The sequence below is a fragment of the Candidimonas nitroreducens genome, from assembly GCF_002209565.1.
GTDB lineage: Bacteria > Pseudomonadota > Gammaproteobacteria > Burkholderiales > Burkholderiaceae_B > Candidimonas > Candidimonas nitroreducens.
In genome coordinates this window covers 70,216-85,519 of the sequence record NZ_NJIH01000006.1, presented here as the reverse complement: position 1 = coordinate 85,519, position 15,304 = coordinate 70,216, and the positions used below count along the sequence as shown (strand labels likewise).

Genomic DNA, 15,304 nt, shown 5'->3' with positions numbered 1-15,304 from the left:
CTTGAGTTCATCACGCATGGCGCCCGCGCGCAGCCACTCTCGGCAGGCCGGCCTGCGGCGGCCGGCGGCCCCATGACGGGGCGGCGCGCCAGGCGCGGGGTACGCTGATGGAGTGGATATTCAGTCCGGGCGCCTGGGTCGGCCTGCTGACCCTGGTCGTACTGGAAATCGTCCTCGGCATCGACAACCTGCTGTTCATCGCCATACTGGTGGACAAGCTGCCGCCGGCCCTGCGCGACCGGGCGCGGGTCACCGGCCTGATGCTGGCGCTGCTCATGCGCCTGGTGCTGCTGTCGGTGATGTCGTGGCTGATCCGGCTGACCACGCCCTTGTTCAGCCTGGGGCCCATGTCGTTCTCGGGGCGCGACCTGATCCTCATCCTGGGCGGCCTGTTCCTGTTGTCCAAGGGTACCGTCGAACTGCACGAACGCATCGAGGGCACCACGGCGCACGCCTCGGGCGAGCGCATGCACGCCGGCTTCTGGGTCATCGTCACCCAGATCGTGGTGCTGGACGCGGTGTTCTCCATCGATGCCGTGGTAACTGCCGTGGGCATGGTGGATCACCTGGCCATCATGATGCTGGCCGTGGTCATCGCCATGGGCATCATGCTGATGGCTTCCAAGCCGCTGGCGCATTTCGTCAACCGCCACCCGACCGTGGTGGTGCTGTGCCTGGGCTTTTTGCTGACCATCGGCTTCTCGCTGCTGGCCGAGGGCTTCGGCTTCCCGGTGCCCAAGGGCTACATTTACGCCGCGATCGGTTTTTCGGTGATGATCGAGGCCCTGAACCAGCTGGCGCGCCGCAATTTGCGGCGCCAGGAGGCCCGGCGGCCGCTGCGCGAGCGCACCGCCGAAGGGGTGCTGCGCATGCTGGGCAAGCGCCCGCTGGAAGCGCCCGAATCGCGGGCGGCCCAGCCCGAGGCGCCCGTACAGGTGTTCAACGCCGAAGAGCGCAATATGGTCAGCGGCGTGCTGACCCTGGCGGAGCGTTCCATCCATTCCATCATGACGCCTCGCACCGAGGTGTCGTGGATAGACCTGGACGACGACCCGCAAACCCAGCGCCGGCAGATCGCCACGACGCCGCACAGCTTCTTTCCGGTGTGCCGCGGCTCGCTCGACGAGGTGGTCGGCATCGGGCGCGCCAAAGAGATGATCGCCGACCTGATCACGCACGGCCATATCCGTCTGGCGCAGCTGCGCGAACCCATCGTGGTGCTCGAAGCCATAGGGGTGCTGCGCCTGATGAAAACCCTGAAGCGCTCGCGCGGGCAACTGGTGCTGGTCGCCGACGAGTTCGGCGAGATACTGGGCCTGGTCACGCCCATCGACGTGTTCGAGGCGATCGCCGGCGAATTTCCCGACGAGGACGAAGCGCCCGACATCGCGTCCGACGGGCCCGACCGCTGGCGCGTCGACGGCGCGGCCGACCTGCATCACCTGGAACAGGTGCTGGACGTGGACGGCCTGGTCGACGACGACGAAAGCTATTCGACCCTGGCCGGCTACCTGCTCGAGCGCTTCGGCCACCTGCCCGAGCCCGGCGACAGCTGCGAGCTGGAGCGGCCCTACGCCAGCTTCCGCTTCGAGGTGCAGCGCCTGGACGGCCGGCGCATCGCCAGCGTCCTGGTGCAGCGCCATTGGCGCCAGCCCGATGATGAGGCGCAGGCCGATGGCTCAGCTTAATGTGAAAGAAGCCTCTTTCATCCTCGGGGGTGGCCGCAACTGTCATCCTCAACTGCCATCCTCGTTAGGGCCGGCTTCCACTATAAGGGGTGCCCCTTATAGTGGAAGCCGGCGCCAGTCGTCCCGCCGGCCCAGTTCATTATCTTGTTTCTCCAACCCTGACCCGACACCCACCCGAGCATCGGAATCTGTATGAGCGAGCATACCCTGTACCTGCTGAAGGCCTTGTTCCTGGGCCTGATCGAAGGCTTTACCGAATTCATTCCGGTTTCGAGCACGGCCCACCTGCTGCTGGTGGGCGACTGGATCGGCTTTTCCTCGGGCGCCTCCAAGGTCTTCGAGGTCGTGATCCAGCTGGGTTCGATTCTGGCGGTGATGTGGGTGTTTCGCGCGCGCCTGGCGCGGCTCATCGGCGGCACCTTCAGCGGCGAGCGCAGCGAGCTGATGTTCACCCGCAACCTGATCATCGCCTTCCTGCCCGCGGCCGTCGTGGGCGCGCTGGCGATCAAGTACATCAAGGCGCTGTTCCATCATCCGGGCGTGTTCGTGGTAACGCTGATCGTGGGCGGCCTGATCATGCTGTGGGTCGAGCGCAAGCCGCATTTGTCCAAGCGCGGCGGCGTGGCCGACACGAGCGCGGCCGACGCCCACGCCACGGCCCGCACGCTGGAAACCATCACCTGGAAGCAGGCCCTGGCCGTGGGCTGCGCCCAATGCCTGGCCATGGTGCCCGGCACCTCGCGCTCGGGCGCCACCATCATCGGCGGCATGCTGGCCGGCATCCAGCGTTCGACGGCCACCGAATTTTCCTTTTACCTGGCCATGCCCACCATGCTGGCGGCCAGCGCCTACGACCTGCTGCGCCATGGGGCGACCCTGACGGGACTCGAGGCCACGGCCATCGCCGTGGGCTTCGTCGCCGCCTTCGCCAGCGCGCTGGTGGTGGTGCGGGCCGTGCTGCGCTTCGTCGCCGGGCACACCTACCGGGTATTCGCCTGGTACCGCATCGCCCTGGGGCTGGTGGTCTGGGCCTGGCTCGCCTTCGGCGCTTGACGCGCGGGCTCAGCCGGCGATCGGCTCACCCGACAGGCCGTACAGCCTGGGCCCCTCGCGGTCTATGACCAGCCAGCCGCCGCGCGGCGGCCGGGCATGGTCGCATTCCCAGTCGGGCAGCACGATGCGGGTACGCATGCGGGCGCCGACCTCGATGCGGTGCACGGCGGGGCGGTGCGTATGGCCGTGCACCATCAGATCCACGCCGCTGCGTGCATAAGCCGCAGCCACGGCCTGCGGGCTGACGTCCATGATGCGGCTGTGCTTGCTGCGGTTGGCCGACATGCTGCGCGCCCTGGCCCAGCGCGCGATGGCGCGGCGCGTGCCCCGGCCCAGCGCCAGGAACAGGCGCTGCACCGTGGGGTTGCGCACGATGCGCCGGAAGCGCTGGTAGGCGTGGTCTTCGGTGCAGTATTCGTCGCCGTGCGACAGCAGCACGGCGCCGCAGTCGGTGTCCAGGCGGGCCGTGTCGGGCAGCAGGCGCGCGCCCAGGTGCCCGGCCAGTGTGCGGCCCATCAGGAAGTCGCGGTTGCCGCGCCCCAGCCACAGCGGTGTGTCTTGCGCCAGTTCGCGCAGGCGCTGCAGTATGGGCGCGAGCCAGGCGGCCGGTTCCAGCACCGCCAGATCGTCGCCTATCCAGGCATCGAAGATGTCGCCGCACAGCAGCAGCGCGTCGGCCTGGCCGCGCGCCCGGCCCAGGAAATCCAGGAAGGCCGCGCAGGTGGCCGGCACGTCCGGCCCCAGGTGGATGTCCGAGGCCAGCCAGATGCGGCCCGGTATCCGGAGTTTGTCCAAGCTTTGTTCGAAGACGCTTATTCGACCACGCTGGCTTTTTCGATCACCACGTCCTCGACGGGCACGTCTTGGTGAAAGCCTTTGTTGCCGGTCTTGACGGCCTTGATATGGTCGACCACGTCGGTGCCCTCGACCACCTTGCCGAACACCGCGTAGCCCCAGCCGTTGGGCGTGGGGGCGGTGAAGTTCAGGAAGTCGTTGTCGGCCACATTGATGAAGAATTGCGCTGTGGCGGAATGCGGGTCGGCGGTGCGCGCCATGGCCACCGTGTAGCGGTCATTCTTCAGGCCGTTGTTGGCCTCGTTGTCGATGGGCGCGTGGGTGGGCTTCTGCTTCATGCCGGGCTCGAAGCCGCCGCCCTGGATCATGAAGTTGTTGATGACGCGGTGGAAGATCGTGCCGTCATAGAACCCTTCGTTGACGTACGAGAGGAAATTCTCGACCGTCTTGGGCGCTTTTTCCGCATCCAGCGCGATGACGATGTCGCCCATATTGGTATGCAGCTTGACTTTGGGGGATGTGCTCATTGCGGGTTTTCCTTGGTGGGTAGTTGATGGGGCCGCGTATGCGGTGCCGGCCGTGGCCAGAGCGAGGGTAGCCGCGCAGGCCAGGAAGGCGTGGCGCGCCGGGAATGCCAGGACGCGGCGCAGGTGGCGGAGGAAACGCATGATGATACTGTCTCGGGTGGATGGGGTCGGGCGAGTCCGGCCGATGGAAGGGATCATTTCTGTATGACGGCCTGGGTTTCTTGGGCCCGGGCATGCGCCGCGGCGTCGCCCTGCCGGGCCGCGCGATCGAAAGACTGCTGCGCCAGCATCAGCTGCACCTGGCCCAGGTTGGCGTTGGCCGTGGCATAGCCGGGGTCGGCGGTAAGCGCCATCTGCAGGGCATCGCGGGCCATTTCCAGCTTGCCCTGGTGCAGGTATTCGGCGGCCAGGTTGTTCCAGGGCTCGGGCAGCTCGGGGTAGTGTTCCGTCATCTGGCGGTACACGGCGATGGCTTCCTGGTGCCTGTCCAGTGCCGCCAGCGCTCGCGCATGCAGGAACATGAGCTGCACGTCGGTGCCCAGGCCGCCTCGGGCCTGCTCCTGGGCGATGCGTTTCTGAATCACTGCCATCGCCTCTACGGCTTTGCCCTGGTTCAGCATGCTGTTGATGTGGTCGGTGATCTGCGAGGGCGTGAGCGGCAGTTCGGTATTCACGCTGGGCGTAAGGGCCTGCAGTATGTGCGCCAGCGCCTGCCAGCCGCCGTCGGGCTCGGGCGGTTCGTTGAACAGGTCGGTGCTGGTGGTCGAGAGGGGTATGTTCAGCGGTACCGTGCGCACGCTGGAAGGCACCATGTCTTGCGTGGCCCCCAGGCCGGGGGCCGAGAGGGTGGCATTCAGGTCGATATTGGGCTGCAGGCCGGCAGCCGGGGACTGGGCATGGGCCGGCCCGAAGACGGCCAGCCCCGCGGCCAGCAGGGCCGCGGCGGCGAAGCGGGCGGGCAGGGCGCCGGCGCAGGGTTCTGATTGCCGCGCCACCGAGCCGGTGGGCGCTGCGTCGCCGTTATTGCGCCGCCGGAAGGCTGGCCGTGCCGCCCGGGCCGCGGGCCGACTTGCCTGATCATTCATGGAACAGCACACTGATCGGAACAGAAACACGGACTGCGCACCTATCGTCAAGAGAATTGTTTCAGCCAGGGCCGGATTCTTGTTTTCTGGCCGCTTGCTATACTTATCGACCACCATTTTAGCCTTGGTTCCGGCCAGAGGCGGCTTACCGGTCTTGCGGCCGGCGCGCCGCGAGGCCGGGCCGCGATCCATACCAGAGGCCGGCTGCGCGCATGCTGCACATTTATAACACCCTTTCCCGTACCAAAGAGCCCTTCAAGGCGGTCGAGCCGGGGAAGGTTCGCATGTATGTCTGCGGCATGACGGTCTACGATTTCTGCCACCTGGGCCACGCGCGCATGCTGGTCAGCTTCGACGTGGTGCAGCGCTGGCTGAGGGCCAGCGGCTACCAGGTGGATTATGTGCGCAACATCACCGATATCGACGACAAGATCATCCGCCGCGCCGTCGAAAGCGGGCGGCGCCTGGGCGAGGTCACCGAGTTCTACATTCAGGCCATGCACGCCGACGAGCGTGCGCTGGGGGTGCAGCCGCCCGACGCCGAGCCGCGCGCCACGCGCTACGTGCCCGACATGCTCGACATCATCGAGCGGCTGCGCGTCAAGGGGCTGGCCTATCAGGCCGACGACGGCGACGTGAACTACGCGGTGCGGGAATTTCCCGGCTACGGCAAGCTGTCGGGCAAGTCGCTCGACGACCTGCGCGCCGGCGAGCGGGTGGCGGTGGCCGCGGGCAAGCGCGATCCGCTGGATTTCGTGCTGTGGAAGTCTGCCAAGGAAGAAGAGCCTCCCGAATCCAAGTGGCCCTCGGCCTATGGCCTGGGCCGGCCGGGCTGGCACATCGAATGCTCGGCCATGAGCCGCGCGTTGCTGGGCCTGCCCCTGGACATCCACGGCGGCGGCCCCGACCTGAAGTTTCCCCACCACGAAAACGAGATCGCCCAGACCGAGGGCGCCTTCGGCGGCGTACTGGCCAATATATGGATGCATTGCGGGCCGCTGATGGTCGATTCCGACAAGATGTCGAAATCCCTGGGCAACTTCCGCACCATACGCGACACGGTCGCGGGCGGCGCCGGGCTGGCCGCCGGCCAGGCCGACTACCCGGTGAACCTGCGCGAGGCCGAGATGCTGCGCTTTTTCATCGTGCGCAACCATTACCGCAGCGTACAGAACTACACGCCGGACAATCTGCTGGACGCCCAGAACGCCCTCGACCGCCTGTACCAGACGCTGCACAATGCCGGCCCCGCCAGCCGCGAGGCTGCGCCCATAGACTGGCAGCATCCCGCGGCTCAGGCCTTCCGCGCGGCCATGGACGACGATTTCAATTCCTCCGGCGCGGTGTCCGTGCTGTTCGAACTGGCCGCCGAGGCCAATCGCGGCGGCTCGGATCAGGCCGTGGGGCTGCTGCGCGGCTTAGGGGGCGTGCTGGGGCTGCTGCAGGCCGATCCGGCGGCCTACCTGCAGTCGCCCAGCCGCTACCAGCGCGGCGCCGCCACCGGGCCGGCACTGGACGCGGCCAGCATCGAAGCCCTGATCGAGGCCCGCGCCGCGGCCAAGGGGCGGCGCGACTATGCCGAAGCCGACCGCATCCGCGCCGAGCTGCGCACGGCGGGCATCGAGCTCGAGGACAAGCCCGGCGGCCTGACCCAGTGGCGCAGGGCATGAGGGGCGCGGCATGACAATCCAATCCGCCGCCGTGAACGCCGACAAGCCATTGTTCTGGGACGAGGCCTCGGCCCACCTCATGAAGCGCGACCGCATACTGCGCAAACTGATTCCCGGCCTCAATTCCGAATGGCTGCTGCCCACGGCCACGCCCTTCATCACCCTGGCTCGCGCCATCGTCGGCCAGCAGGTTTCGGTCAAGGCCGCCGATTCGGTCTGGGCGCGCGTGCTGGAACAATGCGGCCGCCGGCCCACGCCGGCCACCATGCTGCAAACCGATGCGCAACTGCTGCGCGAGGCTGGGCTTTCCAAGCGCAAGACCGAATACATCCACGACCTGGCGCGCCATTTCGCGGAAAAGAAGATACGCCCGGCCGCCTGGAACGACATGGACGACGAGGCCGTGGTCGCCGAATTGTGCGCAATTCGCGGCATAGGACGCTGGACGGCCGAGATGTTCCTGATCTTCAACCTGCAGCGTCCCGACGTGCTGCCGCTGGACGATGTGGGCCTGCTCAAGGCAATTTCGCTACACTACTTCAGTGGCGAGCCGGTGTCCCGCTTCGAAGCGCGCGAAGTCGCGCAGGCCTGGGCGCCCTGGCGCACCGTTGCGACATGGTATCTGTGGCGCAGCCTTGATGCGGCTGCCATACGGGCGTGACCCGCTGACCTGGGGCATACCCAATTTTCCGGATAACAGCATATATGCGTAATACTTTCCTCGAATTCGAACAACCCCTGGCCGAGCTGGAAAACAAGATCGAGCAACTGCGCTTCGTCCAGACCGATTCCGCGGTCGACATTTCAGAGGAAGTGGGGCGCCTGCAGCAAAAAAGCCAGACGCTGGCCAAGAACATTTATTCCAAGCTCACGCCCTGGCAGACTGCCCTGGTGGCGCGCCACCCGCAGCGGCCGTATACCTTCGACTACGTGCGCGAAATCTTCACCGATTTCCACGAGCTGCACGGCGACCGCATGTATGCCGACGACCAGTCCATCGTCGGCGGCATGGCGCGCTTCAACGGCACGGCGTGCATGGTGATAGGGCACCAGAAGGGGCGCGACACCAAAGAGCGGGCCATGCGCAACTTCGGCATGCCGCGGCCCGAAGGCTATCGCAAAGCCCTGCGCCTGATGCGCCTGGCGGAAAAATTCCAGTTGCCCGTGTTCACGTTCGTCGACACCCCGGGCGCCTATCCCGGCATCGGCGCCGAAGAGCGCGGCCAGTCCGAGGCCATCGGCCACAATCTGTACGCCATGGCCGAGCTACGCGTGCCCATCATCAGCACCATCATCGGCGAGGGCGGTTCCGGCGGCGCGCTGGCGATTGCCGTGGGCGACGTGGTCATGATGCTGCAGTACGCCACTTACGCCGTCATTTCGCCCGAAGGCTGCGCCTCGATACTCTGGCGCAGCGCCGACAAGGCGCCGGTGGCCGCCGAGGCCCTGGCCATCACCGCGCCGCGCCTCAAAGAACTGGGCCTGATAGACCGCATCGTCAACGAACCCGTGGGCGGCGCGCACCGCGACCCGGTCATGATGGCGCGCCAGCTTCGCCGCGCGCTGGCCGATTCCCTGCGCCAGGTATCGGGCCTGTCGCACGAGCAGCTCGTCGAGCATCGCCTGCAGCGCCTGATGTCCTATGGCCGCTTCCAGGAAACCCGCGCCTGAGGATGCGGCCGCCGGGCCGGTGCCGGGCTTCCAGGGCTCGGCCGTATTGCTGAAGGCGCTGGCCGCTGGCATCGCCGGCCTGCCGCAGGCGCCGCAATCCCTGGCCGTAGGCTTGAGCGGCGGTGCCGATTCCGCCATGCTGGCGCTGCATGCCGCCTTGTACGCGGCGCGCCACGCCGTCACCCTGCATTTCTTCCATGTCCACCACGGCCTGCAGCCGGCGGCCGACCGCTGGCGCGACCACGTCCACGACCTGGCGCAGCGCCTGCGCGTGCCTTGCCATAGCCTGCGCGTGACGGTCGACGTCATGCGCGGCGACGGCATGGAGTCCGCGGCGCGCGAGGCGCGCTACCAGGCCTTTGCCGCCCTGGCGCGGCAGGCGGGCGTGCGCCACATTTTGCTGGCGCATCATCGCGGCGACCAGGCCGAAACCGTGCTGCTGCGCCTGCTGCGCGGCACCGGGCCGCAAGGCCTGGCGGCCATGGCGCCGTACTTCCGGCGTGACGACATCTGCTATTTGCGGCCCTGGCTCGACATCGACCGCGACGAAATCCTGGCGCAGGCCGAACAGTACGGCCGGCTCAGCGGCTGGCATCCGGTGCTCGATCCCAGCAATGCCGACGACCGCTACACCCGCGCCGCCGTGCGCGAACGGCTGGTGCCCGAGCTGGATGCGCGCTGGCCCGCATGGCGCGCCAACCTTGTGCGCCACGCCCGGCTCAGCGCCGAAACGCGCCAGGTGCTGGAAGAAGTGGCGGCCGCCGACCTCGCCGGCCTCGATCTTGCGGCGGACGGTGCCAGCTTTTCCCTGGTCGCCTGGCGCCGCCTGTCCGAGCCGCGCCAGGCCCTGGCGCTGCGCCATTGGCTGGCCTTACTGGGCTGCCCCATGCCTACCGAAGGGCGCCTGCGCGACTGGATGCGCCAGCTGCGCGGTCTGCATGCGCTGGGGCACGACAGGCAGATGCGCGTGCGCCACGGCGACGCCTGGATCCGCTGCGTACGGGGCAGGGTGATGCTGGCGTCGGCCGAGCCCGGCGAAAACGGCTAAAATAATCAACTTTGCCCGCACGGGCCTGCGGCGCGCCGTATCCCTGATACCCCGGCAGCAGTCTGGTAGCAGTCCTATAACAGATTCCTGCAGATTTATCGTAGTTTTATTGGCTGTCGCGCGGCCCCGGGCGGGCTTACGCCTTTTGCGGGCGCAGGCCCGGCAAAATATCGCAAACAGAGTAGAAGATGTCCCTGATCGTTCATAAATACGGCGGCACGTCGATGGGCTCGGTGGAGCGCATCCGCAATGTGGCGCGGCGTGTTGCCAAATGGCATGCGGCTGGCCACCAGGTCGTGGTGGTGCCTTCGGCCATGTCGGGCGAGACCAACCGCCTGCTTGGCCTGGCCAAGGAAATCAACCCCCAGCCCGATGGGCGCGAGCTCGACATGCTGGCCTCCACCGGCGAGCAGGCCAGCAGCGCGCTGCTGGCCATGGCCCTGATGGCCGAAGGCGTGGCGGCACGCAGCTATACCGGCTGGCAGGTGCCGGTGCGCACCGATTCCGCCTACACCAAGGCCCGTATCCAGTCCATCGACGACGCACGCCTGCGCACCGAGCTGGATCTGGGCCGGGTCGTCATCGTCACGGGCTTCCAGGGCATCGACGACGACGGCAACATCACCACCCTGGGCCGCGGCGGCTCGGACACTTCCGCGGTCGCGGTAGCCGCCGCCCTCAAGGCCGACGAGTGCCTGATCTACACCGACGTCGACGGCGTCTACACCACCGATCCGCGCGTGGTGCCCGAGGCCCGCCGCATGTCGGTGGTGTCCTTCGAGGAAATGCTGGAAATGGCCTCGCTGGGCTCCAAGGTGCTGCAGATCCGTTCCGTGGAGTTCGCCGGCAAATACCACGTGCCCGTGCGCGTGCTCTCGTCGCTGACCGACCCCTTGATGCCGCTCGAGGAAGAAATGACCTCCGGCACCTTAATTACTTTCGAGGAAGACCAGAAAATGGAAGCCGCAGTCGTTTCGGGCATAGCCTTCAGCCGCGACGAAGCCAAGATCACCCTGCTGGCCGTGCCGGACACCCCGGGCGTGGCTTATTCGATCCTGGGCCCCGTTGCCGCGGCCAACATCGACGTCGACATGATCGTGCAGAACCAGTCGGTGCGCGGTACCACCGACTTCTCCTTCACCGTCAACCGCAACGACTTCACCCGCACGCTGGAACTGCTCAAGGACAACGTCGCCCAGGCCGTGGGCGCGGCCGAAGTCGTGGCCGACGAGAAAGTCTGCAAGGTCTCGATCGTCGGCATAGGCATGCGCAGCCACGTCGGCGTGGCCAGCCTCATGTTCCGCACGCTGTCGGAAGAGGGCATCAACATCCAGATGATCAGTACCAGCGAGATCAAGACCTCGGTGGTTCTTAGCGACAAGTACATGGAATTGGCGGTGCGCGCCCTGCACAAGGCATTCGGCCTGGATCAGGACAAAAGCGCGGCCTAGCGAGCTTGCAGTGGCGGAGACGGAGGGATTCGAACCCTTAGTCATGGCCTTGCCATGCCGGCCCGCTGCTCTAGCCCAAGGCTGGCTTAGCTGTCGCCGTAGCCTGCCGGGCGCGCGGCCCGCGCGTCGTTCAGTGCGCAGGCCAGCGGCGCGCCGGACGCAGCATATTTCCATGTTAGAATTGCTGACTCTTTTGGAGACGTGGCCGAGAGGTTGAAGGTACTCCCCTGCTAAGGGAGCATACGGCTTATACCCGTATCGAGGGTTCGAATCCCTCCGTCTCCGCCAGAAAAAAAGCCCCTGAATTTATTCAGGGGCTTTTTATTTCGGGCCCTACCCATCGCCGCGGAGCGGGGTATCCACCGGCCCTACCCAGGCTCTACCCCATTGCCGCGGAACGGGATATTCATCGGCTCTACCCCATGGGGCTTTACTCTATTTCCAGGAAACGGGCATCCATCGGCTTTTACCCCATTTCCGGCATGGCGGTTTGCTACGGCCCTGCTACTTGCCGCCGAAGGGCTGTGGCTTCAGCGCGCGCAGGTATGCGATCAGCGCGTGCATGTCCGAGTCGTTGATGTGGTTGTACCAGTAGAACGCCATGACGGGTGCGAGGTGCCTGCCGTTTTTGTCGATTCCTTTGCGGATGGCACGCTCGATTTGCGCGTCGCTCCAGCTTGCGAGCCCGCCTTTGCCGGATGTCAGGTTGGGTGTGATGACGTCGCCGCCCGGGCCTTTCAGCACCTGGCCCCCGGCACCCAGGTGCGCGGTGACCAGCATGCCCTTGCTGTCGCGCGGAGTGTGGCAATCCATGCAGTGGCCGATGTTGGCCAGGTATTGGCCGTAATTCAATGTGTCCGCCGGGGCCGGGGTGCCGACATGTGCAACCGGCGGCCCATAATTGGGCGGCAGCGGGATGTGGTAGGTGGATTTCTGCACCACGTGCCGCACGGGCGGCTGGGCCTTCAGGTAGGCAATGATCGCGGCGAGGTCGTTATCCGAGATGTTTCTGTAAAAATGAATGGGCATGGGCGGCCCGATCACGCTGCCGTCGGGCCGGATGCCCTCGCGGATGGCCTTGCCGATCTGCGCGTCGGTCCATTTGCCGATGCCGGTTTCCGGATCGGGGGTGATGTTCGGCGCGTACGCTGTGAATGCGGCGTCCGCGAACACCATGCCTCCGGATAGGCCTTTGTCGAGTAAGGGCGCGCCCTTGTCGCTTCGGGCGATGTGGCAGTTGGCGCAAGCCACCACGCCGTTCATCAGGTAGTCGCCGCGCACCAGCAGTGCATCGTCTCCCGCCCAGCTCGCCGCGGCCTGCACGGCCAGCGCGATGCCTGCGGCAATCCGCAAAAGTCTCCACATGGCTCGTTTCTCCTTGGCCGTTCGTTGTCCGGATCCTTGGCATGTCGCCAAGAAGCCCTTGTTTTTTATTTGACGTCTACCGCTAGTCCAGCTACGGAAATTCCGCTGCAAGCGCGCCTGTGCTGCCCAGGCTTGCAGCGACCCTGGCCTGCAAAAACCGCACCAGCCGTGCAGGGTCGGAGTACGACGAAGTGAACGACCGGGGCTCGCAGACTTCTCGCCCTGATGATCTTGGTGGAATTGTAATACTTTAATTCAAAATTTTGGAAATCGTATTGGCCTGGCGGTGACTGGCTTTCGTGCATTGATCCCATTTTTAAATCGACCTGCGCTTCGCTTTCGCTTTCGTGTTCGCGGTAGCTTTGGAAATGGAATGAGTTGTCGCTGCACGCGGTTTCGCCGCTGGCCGCGGCGGATGCCACATGGGCGCGTGCCGCTCGCGCCGAAGGCGTGCACCGCATCGTAGGGGATCGAGCTCATGCGGGCGTGTTGCGGCAATCCGGGGCATGTCCTGCCGGCTTCAATTGGCGGCCGCACTTTCCCCTTTGTGCGGCCGCGGGTTTTCTTGCTCCATCAGCCGCTGCAGCGCATCGAATACATCTCGCCCGGGGCTTGCTGCGGCCGATTGAAACTGGCTTTGGAGCTATACCGGCCTGGTCGATATGGCCATCGAGGTCGTGTGCCAATTGGGCGGATGCGGTGTAGGCGCTGGGTCGCGCGTGCTCATATGCCCGCCCAATGCATCAGCGGCTCCGGTATGCTTTGCTTGACGGCGCCCATCCGCAGGCGCGGCGGCTCGACGAAAATGCGCCCGATTTGTCGTGACATGTCTTTTGCCGGGATGCCTTTGTATCAAGCCCGCCTCTGCGACCTGAAGGGTAGGGCTAGTATGTATCTATAACGTATATATATAGATCAGGAGTAAACAGTGAAAGTTTGTATCGTAGGCGCGGGCGCCATAGGCGGCCTCATCGGAGCATCGCTCGCAGGCGGCACGAATGCCGATGTCTGCGCCTTGGCGCGCGGCAAAACCTTGCAGGCCTTGCGTGAACATGGCTGGCGTGTGCGTCACGACGGCGCGCTGCGGCAATATCCCGCCCGCGCCGCGGACAACGCTGCGGCCCTGGGCGTACAGGATGTCGTCATCATTGCCGTAAAAGGGCCGGCCTTGACCGGCCTGGCTCCGACTCTGGCACCTTTGATAGGCGGCAGCACCGTGGTGGTTCCCGCAATGAACGGCGTACCGTGGTGGTTTTGCGATGGATTGCAGGATTTTCCCGGCGGTGCGCTGGAATCGGTCGACCCGGGTGGCGTGATTGCACGGGCCATCCCGTACACGCAGGTCATCGGTTGCGTGGTGCACGCAAGCGCATCGACCAGTGCGCCCGGACTGGTCGAGCACAAGATGGGAAAGGGCCTGATCATCGGCGAGCCGGCAAGGGGTGCCAGCGAGCGTACCTCGGCCTTGCACAAGCTGCTTGGGCAGGCCGGATTCGATGTTTCGGTCTCTCAAGATATACGCCAGGACATCTGGTACAAGCTTTGGGGAAACCTGACCATGAACCCGGTGTCGGCGATCACGGGGGCTACGACAGACAAGGTTCTGGAAGATCCGCTGGTGCGGCAGTTCTGCACCACAATAATGCAGGAGGCTGCCGAGATAGGGGGCAGGATCGGCTGCAATATCGATCAATCGCCAGAAGACCGCCATGTAGTAACGGCGAAGCTGGGCGCGTTCAAGACGTCCATGCTGCAGGATGCCGAAGCGGGGCGCGCCATAGAAATCGATGCCATTGTCGGTGCCGTGCACGAAATCGCGTTGCGGCTGAATGTGCCTGCCCCTGGCGTGGCTGCGCTGTATGGCCTGACCCGGCTTTTCGGGCGAGTGCACGGCCTGTATGCGTGATATTGGCCAGAAAAACTTTTGGTGGCGTTCTTCAACTTCACCAGCGGTTTCGCCAGCGCACCGCTCCTTATTGTTGCGCGGCTCGATGCCGCATCATGCGCTCTGTAGTTCGGCCTGGCTTGCCACCGCCGACAGGTGCCGGGCCAGCAGCCGCGCGGCGGGGGACAGATACGCCTCGTCCTGAAAGCATATTCTGAAGCGGCGCTTGGCCCAGGCATCGCTCAGTGCGATCACTTTGATCTGGCCGTCGCGTGCAAAGGATTGTGCGATTTCGCCTGGCACGATGGCCAGGCCCAGCCCGGCGCGCACGCAGCGCAGCGCCGCATCGAAGGTGGACACCACGGCGCGATAGTGCAAGGGCTTGCCGATGATTGCCGCTGCGCGCGCCAGCATGGTATGCACCGCGGAAGAGCCGGGCAGGCCTACATGTTCGCTGTCCAGGGTCTGTTCGAAGCGGCAGCGCTTCAAGCGCGCCAGCGGGTGCGCGGGATGCACGGCAACGCCAAGATGGTCTTCGCGATAGGGCAGCGATTGCAGCGTGCCGAAGTCCGTCGCGTCCCAGCAGACTCCCAGCTGTCCCTCGCCTTCGCGGATGCCGCGCAGCAGCTCGGTGCTGTTGCGCTCTTCGATGTCCACCCGGATGTGGGCATGCCCGGGCAGCTGCAGAAAGGCCGCGATGTCGTCGGGCAGGGATTCGGTAATGGATGACACGGACGCCAGCATCCGCACCTGCCCCCTGACCCCGTGCTGGTAGGCGGCCATGTCGCGCGCGACTTTGTCTGCCCCCGACAGCATGACGCGCGCGTGTTCCAGAAGAATTTCTCCGGCCGGAGTGGGGGTGACCCCGCGCCGGTGGCGCAGCAGCAAGGGCACGTTCAGCTGCTCTTCCAGCTGCGTCATGCGCTTGCTGACCGCCGAGACTCCCAGGTGCGCCTGTTCGCCGGCACGGGCAAGGTTGCGCTGGTCGCAGACAGCGACGAACAGCCGTAAAGAAGTCAGGTCGAAGTCATGCATTATGGGTTTCTTGATAGGAAACGAAATCCGT

The 15,304-nt window shown here is 65.6% G+C and carries 13 protein-coding genes and 1 tRNA gene; 9 read left to right on the top strand and 5 right to left on the bottom strand.

The genetic code is table 11. The features are described from left to right. The first annotated feature begins 107 nt into the window (after positions 1 to 107). Together CEY11_RS10635 and CEY11_RS10630 are read left to right on the top strand one after the other, a co-directional pair. Entirely contained in the window at positions 108 to 1,688 is a 1,581-nt protein-coding gene (locus CEY11_RS10635; RefSeq protein ID WP_088603381.1) for a TerC family protein, read from the top strand. 192 nt (positions 1,689 to 1,880) lie between these two features. Then, entirely contained in the window at positions 1,881 to 2,741 is an 861-nt protein-coding gene (locus tag CEY11_RS10630; RefSeq protein ID WP_088603380.1) for an undecaprenyl-diphosphate phosphatase, read from the top strand. A 9-nt stretch (positions 2,742 to 2,750) separates the two neighbouring features. On the opposite strand, the gene CEY11_RS10625 is transcribed toward CEY11_RS10630, so the two are convergent. The 3 genes from CEY11_RS10625 to CEY11_RS10615 all read right to left on the bottom strand — a co-directional run bounded on the left by CEY11_RS10625 (position 2,751) and on the right by CEY11_RS10615 (position 5,148). Next, entirely contained in the window at positions 2,751 to 3,536 is a 786-nt protein-coding gene (locus CEY11_RS10625; protein WP_088603379.1) for a UDP-2,3-diacylglucosamine diphosphatase, read from the bottom strand. A 17-nt stretch (positions 3,537 to 3,553) separates the two neighbouring features. Next, positions 3,554 to 4,063 carry a peptidylprolyl isomerase gene (locus tag CEY11_RS10620; RefSeq protein ID WP_088603378.1) on the bottom strand — a complete coding sequence of 170 codons (510 nt, stop codon included), beginning with the start codon at positions 4,061 to 4,063 and terminating at the stop codon, positions 3,554 to 3,556. A gap of 194 nt (positions 4,064 to 4,257) precedes the next feature. Continuing rightward, a complete protein-coding gene (locus CEY11_RS10615; protein ID WP_198958881.1) occupies positions 4,258 to 5,148 on the bottom strand; it encodes a tetratricopeptide repeat protein in 891 nt (296 codons plus the stop codon). A gap of 212 nt (positions 5,149 to 5,360) precedes the next feature. On the opposite strand from CEY11_RS10615, the gene cysS reads away from it, so the two are divergent. The 6 genes from cysS to CEY11_RS10585 all read left to right on the top strand — a co-directional run bounded on the left by cysS (position 5,361) and on the right by CEY11_RS10585 (position 11,276). Next, positions 5,361 to 6,818, top strand: a complete 1,458-nt coding sequence (gene cysS, locus CEY11_RS10610) for a cysteine--tRNA ligase (RefSeq protein WP_088603377.1) — start codon at positions 5,361 to 5,363, stop codon at positions 6,816 to 6,818. Positions 6,819 to 6,834: 16 nt separating this feature from the next. Further along, positions 6,835 to 7,479: a DNA-3-methyladenine glycosylase family protein gene (locus CEY11_RS10605; RefSeq protein ID WP_408608118.1), complete on the top strand. Its 645-nt coding sequence runs from the start codon at positions 6,835 to 6,837 to the stop codon at positions 7,477 to 7,479. A 44-nt stretch (positions 7,480 to 7,523) separates the two neighbouring features. Beyond that, positions 7,524 to 8,489: an acetyl-CoA carboxylase carboxyltransferase subunit alpha gene (locus tag CEY11_RS10600; protein ID WP_088603375.1), complete on the top strand. Its 966-nt coding sequence runs from the start codon at positions 7,524 to 7,526 to the stop codon at positions 8,487 to 8,489. A 58-nt stretch (positions 8,490 to 8,547) separates the two neighbouring features. Continuing rightward, positions 8,548 to 9,537: a tRNA lysidine(34) synthetase TilS gene (gene tilS, locus CEY11_RS10595; protein WP_233154849.1), complete on the top strand. Its 990-nt coding sequence runs from the start codon at positions 8,548 to 8,550 to the stop codon at positions 9,535 to 9,537. 188 nt (positions 9,538 to 9,725) lie between these two features. Continuing rightward, on the top strand, positions 9,726 to 10,988 hold the full coding sequence (locus CEY11_RS10590) for an aspartate kinase (protein ID WP_088603373.1): 1,263 nt from the start codon (positions 9,726 to 9,728) through the stop codon (positions 10,986 to 10,988). Between the two features lie 195 nt (positions 10,989 to 11,183). Then, positions 11,184 to 11,276: transfer RNA gene (locus tag CEY11_RS10585), tRNA-Ser, on the top strand. Positions 11,277 to 11,492: 216 nt separating this feature from the next. Here CEY11_RS10585 and CEY11_RS10580 read toward each other — a convergent pair. Next, a complete protein-coding gene (locus CEY11_RS10580) occupies positions 11,493 to 12,353 on the bottom strand; it encodes a c-type cytochrome (RefSeq protein ID WP_143322793.1) in 861 nt (286 codons plus the stop codon). Positions 12,354 to 13,281: 928 nt separating this feature from the next. Here CEY11_RS10580 and CEY11_RS10575 point away from each other — a divergent pair. Next, positions 13,282 to 14,259, top strand: a complete 978-nt coding sequence (locus CEY11_RS10575) for a 2-dehydropantoate 2-reductase (RefSeq protein WP_088603371.1) — start codon at positions 13,282 to 13,284, stop codon at positions 14,257 to 14,259. 93 nt (positions 14,260 to 14,352) lie between these two features. Here CEY11_RS10575 and CEY11_RS10570 read toward each other — a convergent pair whose 3' ends face one another. Continuing rightward, entirely contained in the window at positions 14,353 to 15,273 is a 921-nt protein-coding gene (locus CEY11_RS10570; protein ID WP_088603370.1) for a LysR family transcriptional regulator, read from the bottom strand. Positions 15,274 to 15,304 lie beyond the last annotated feature (31 nt).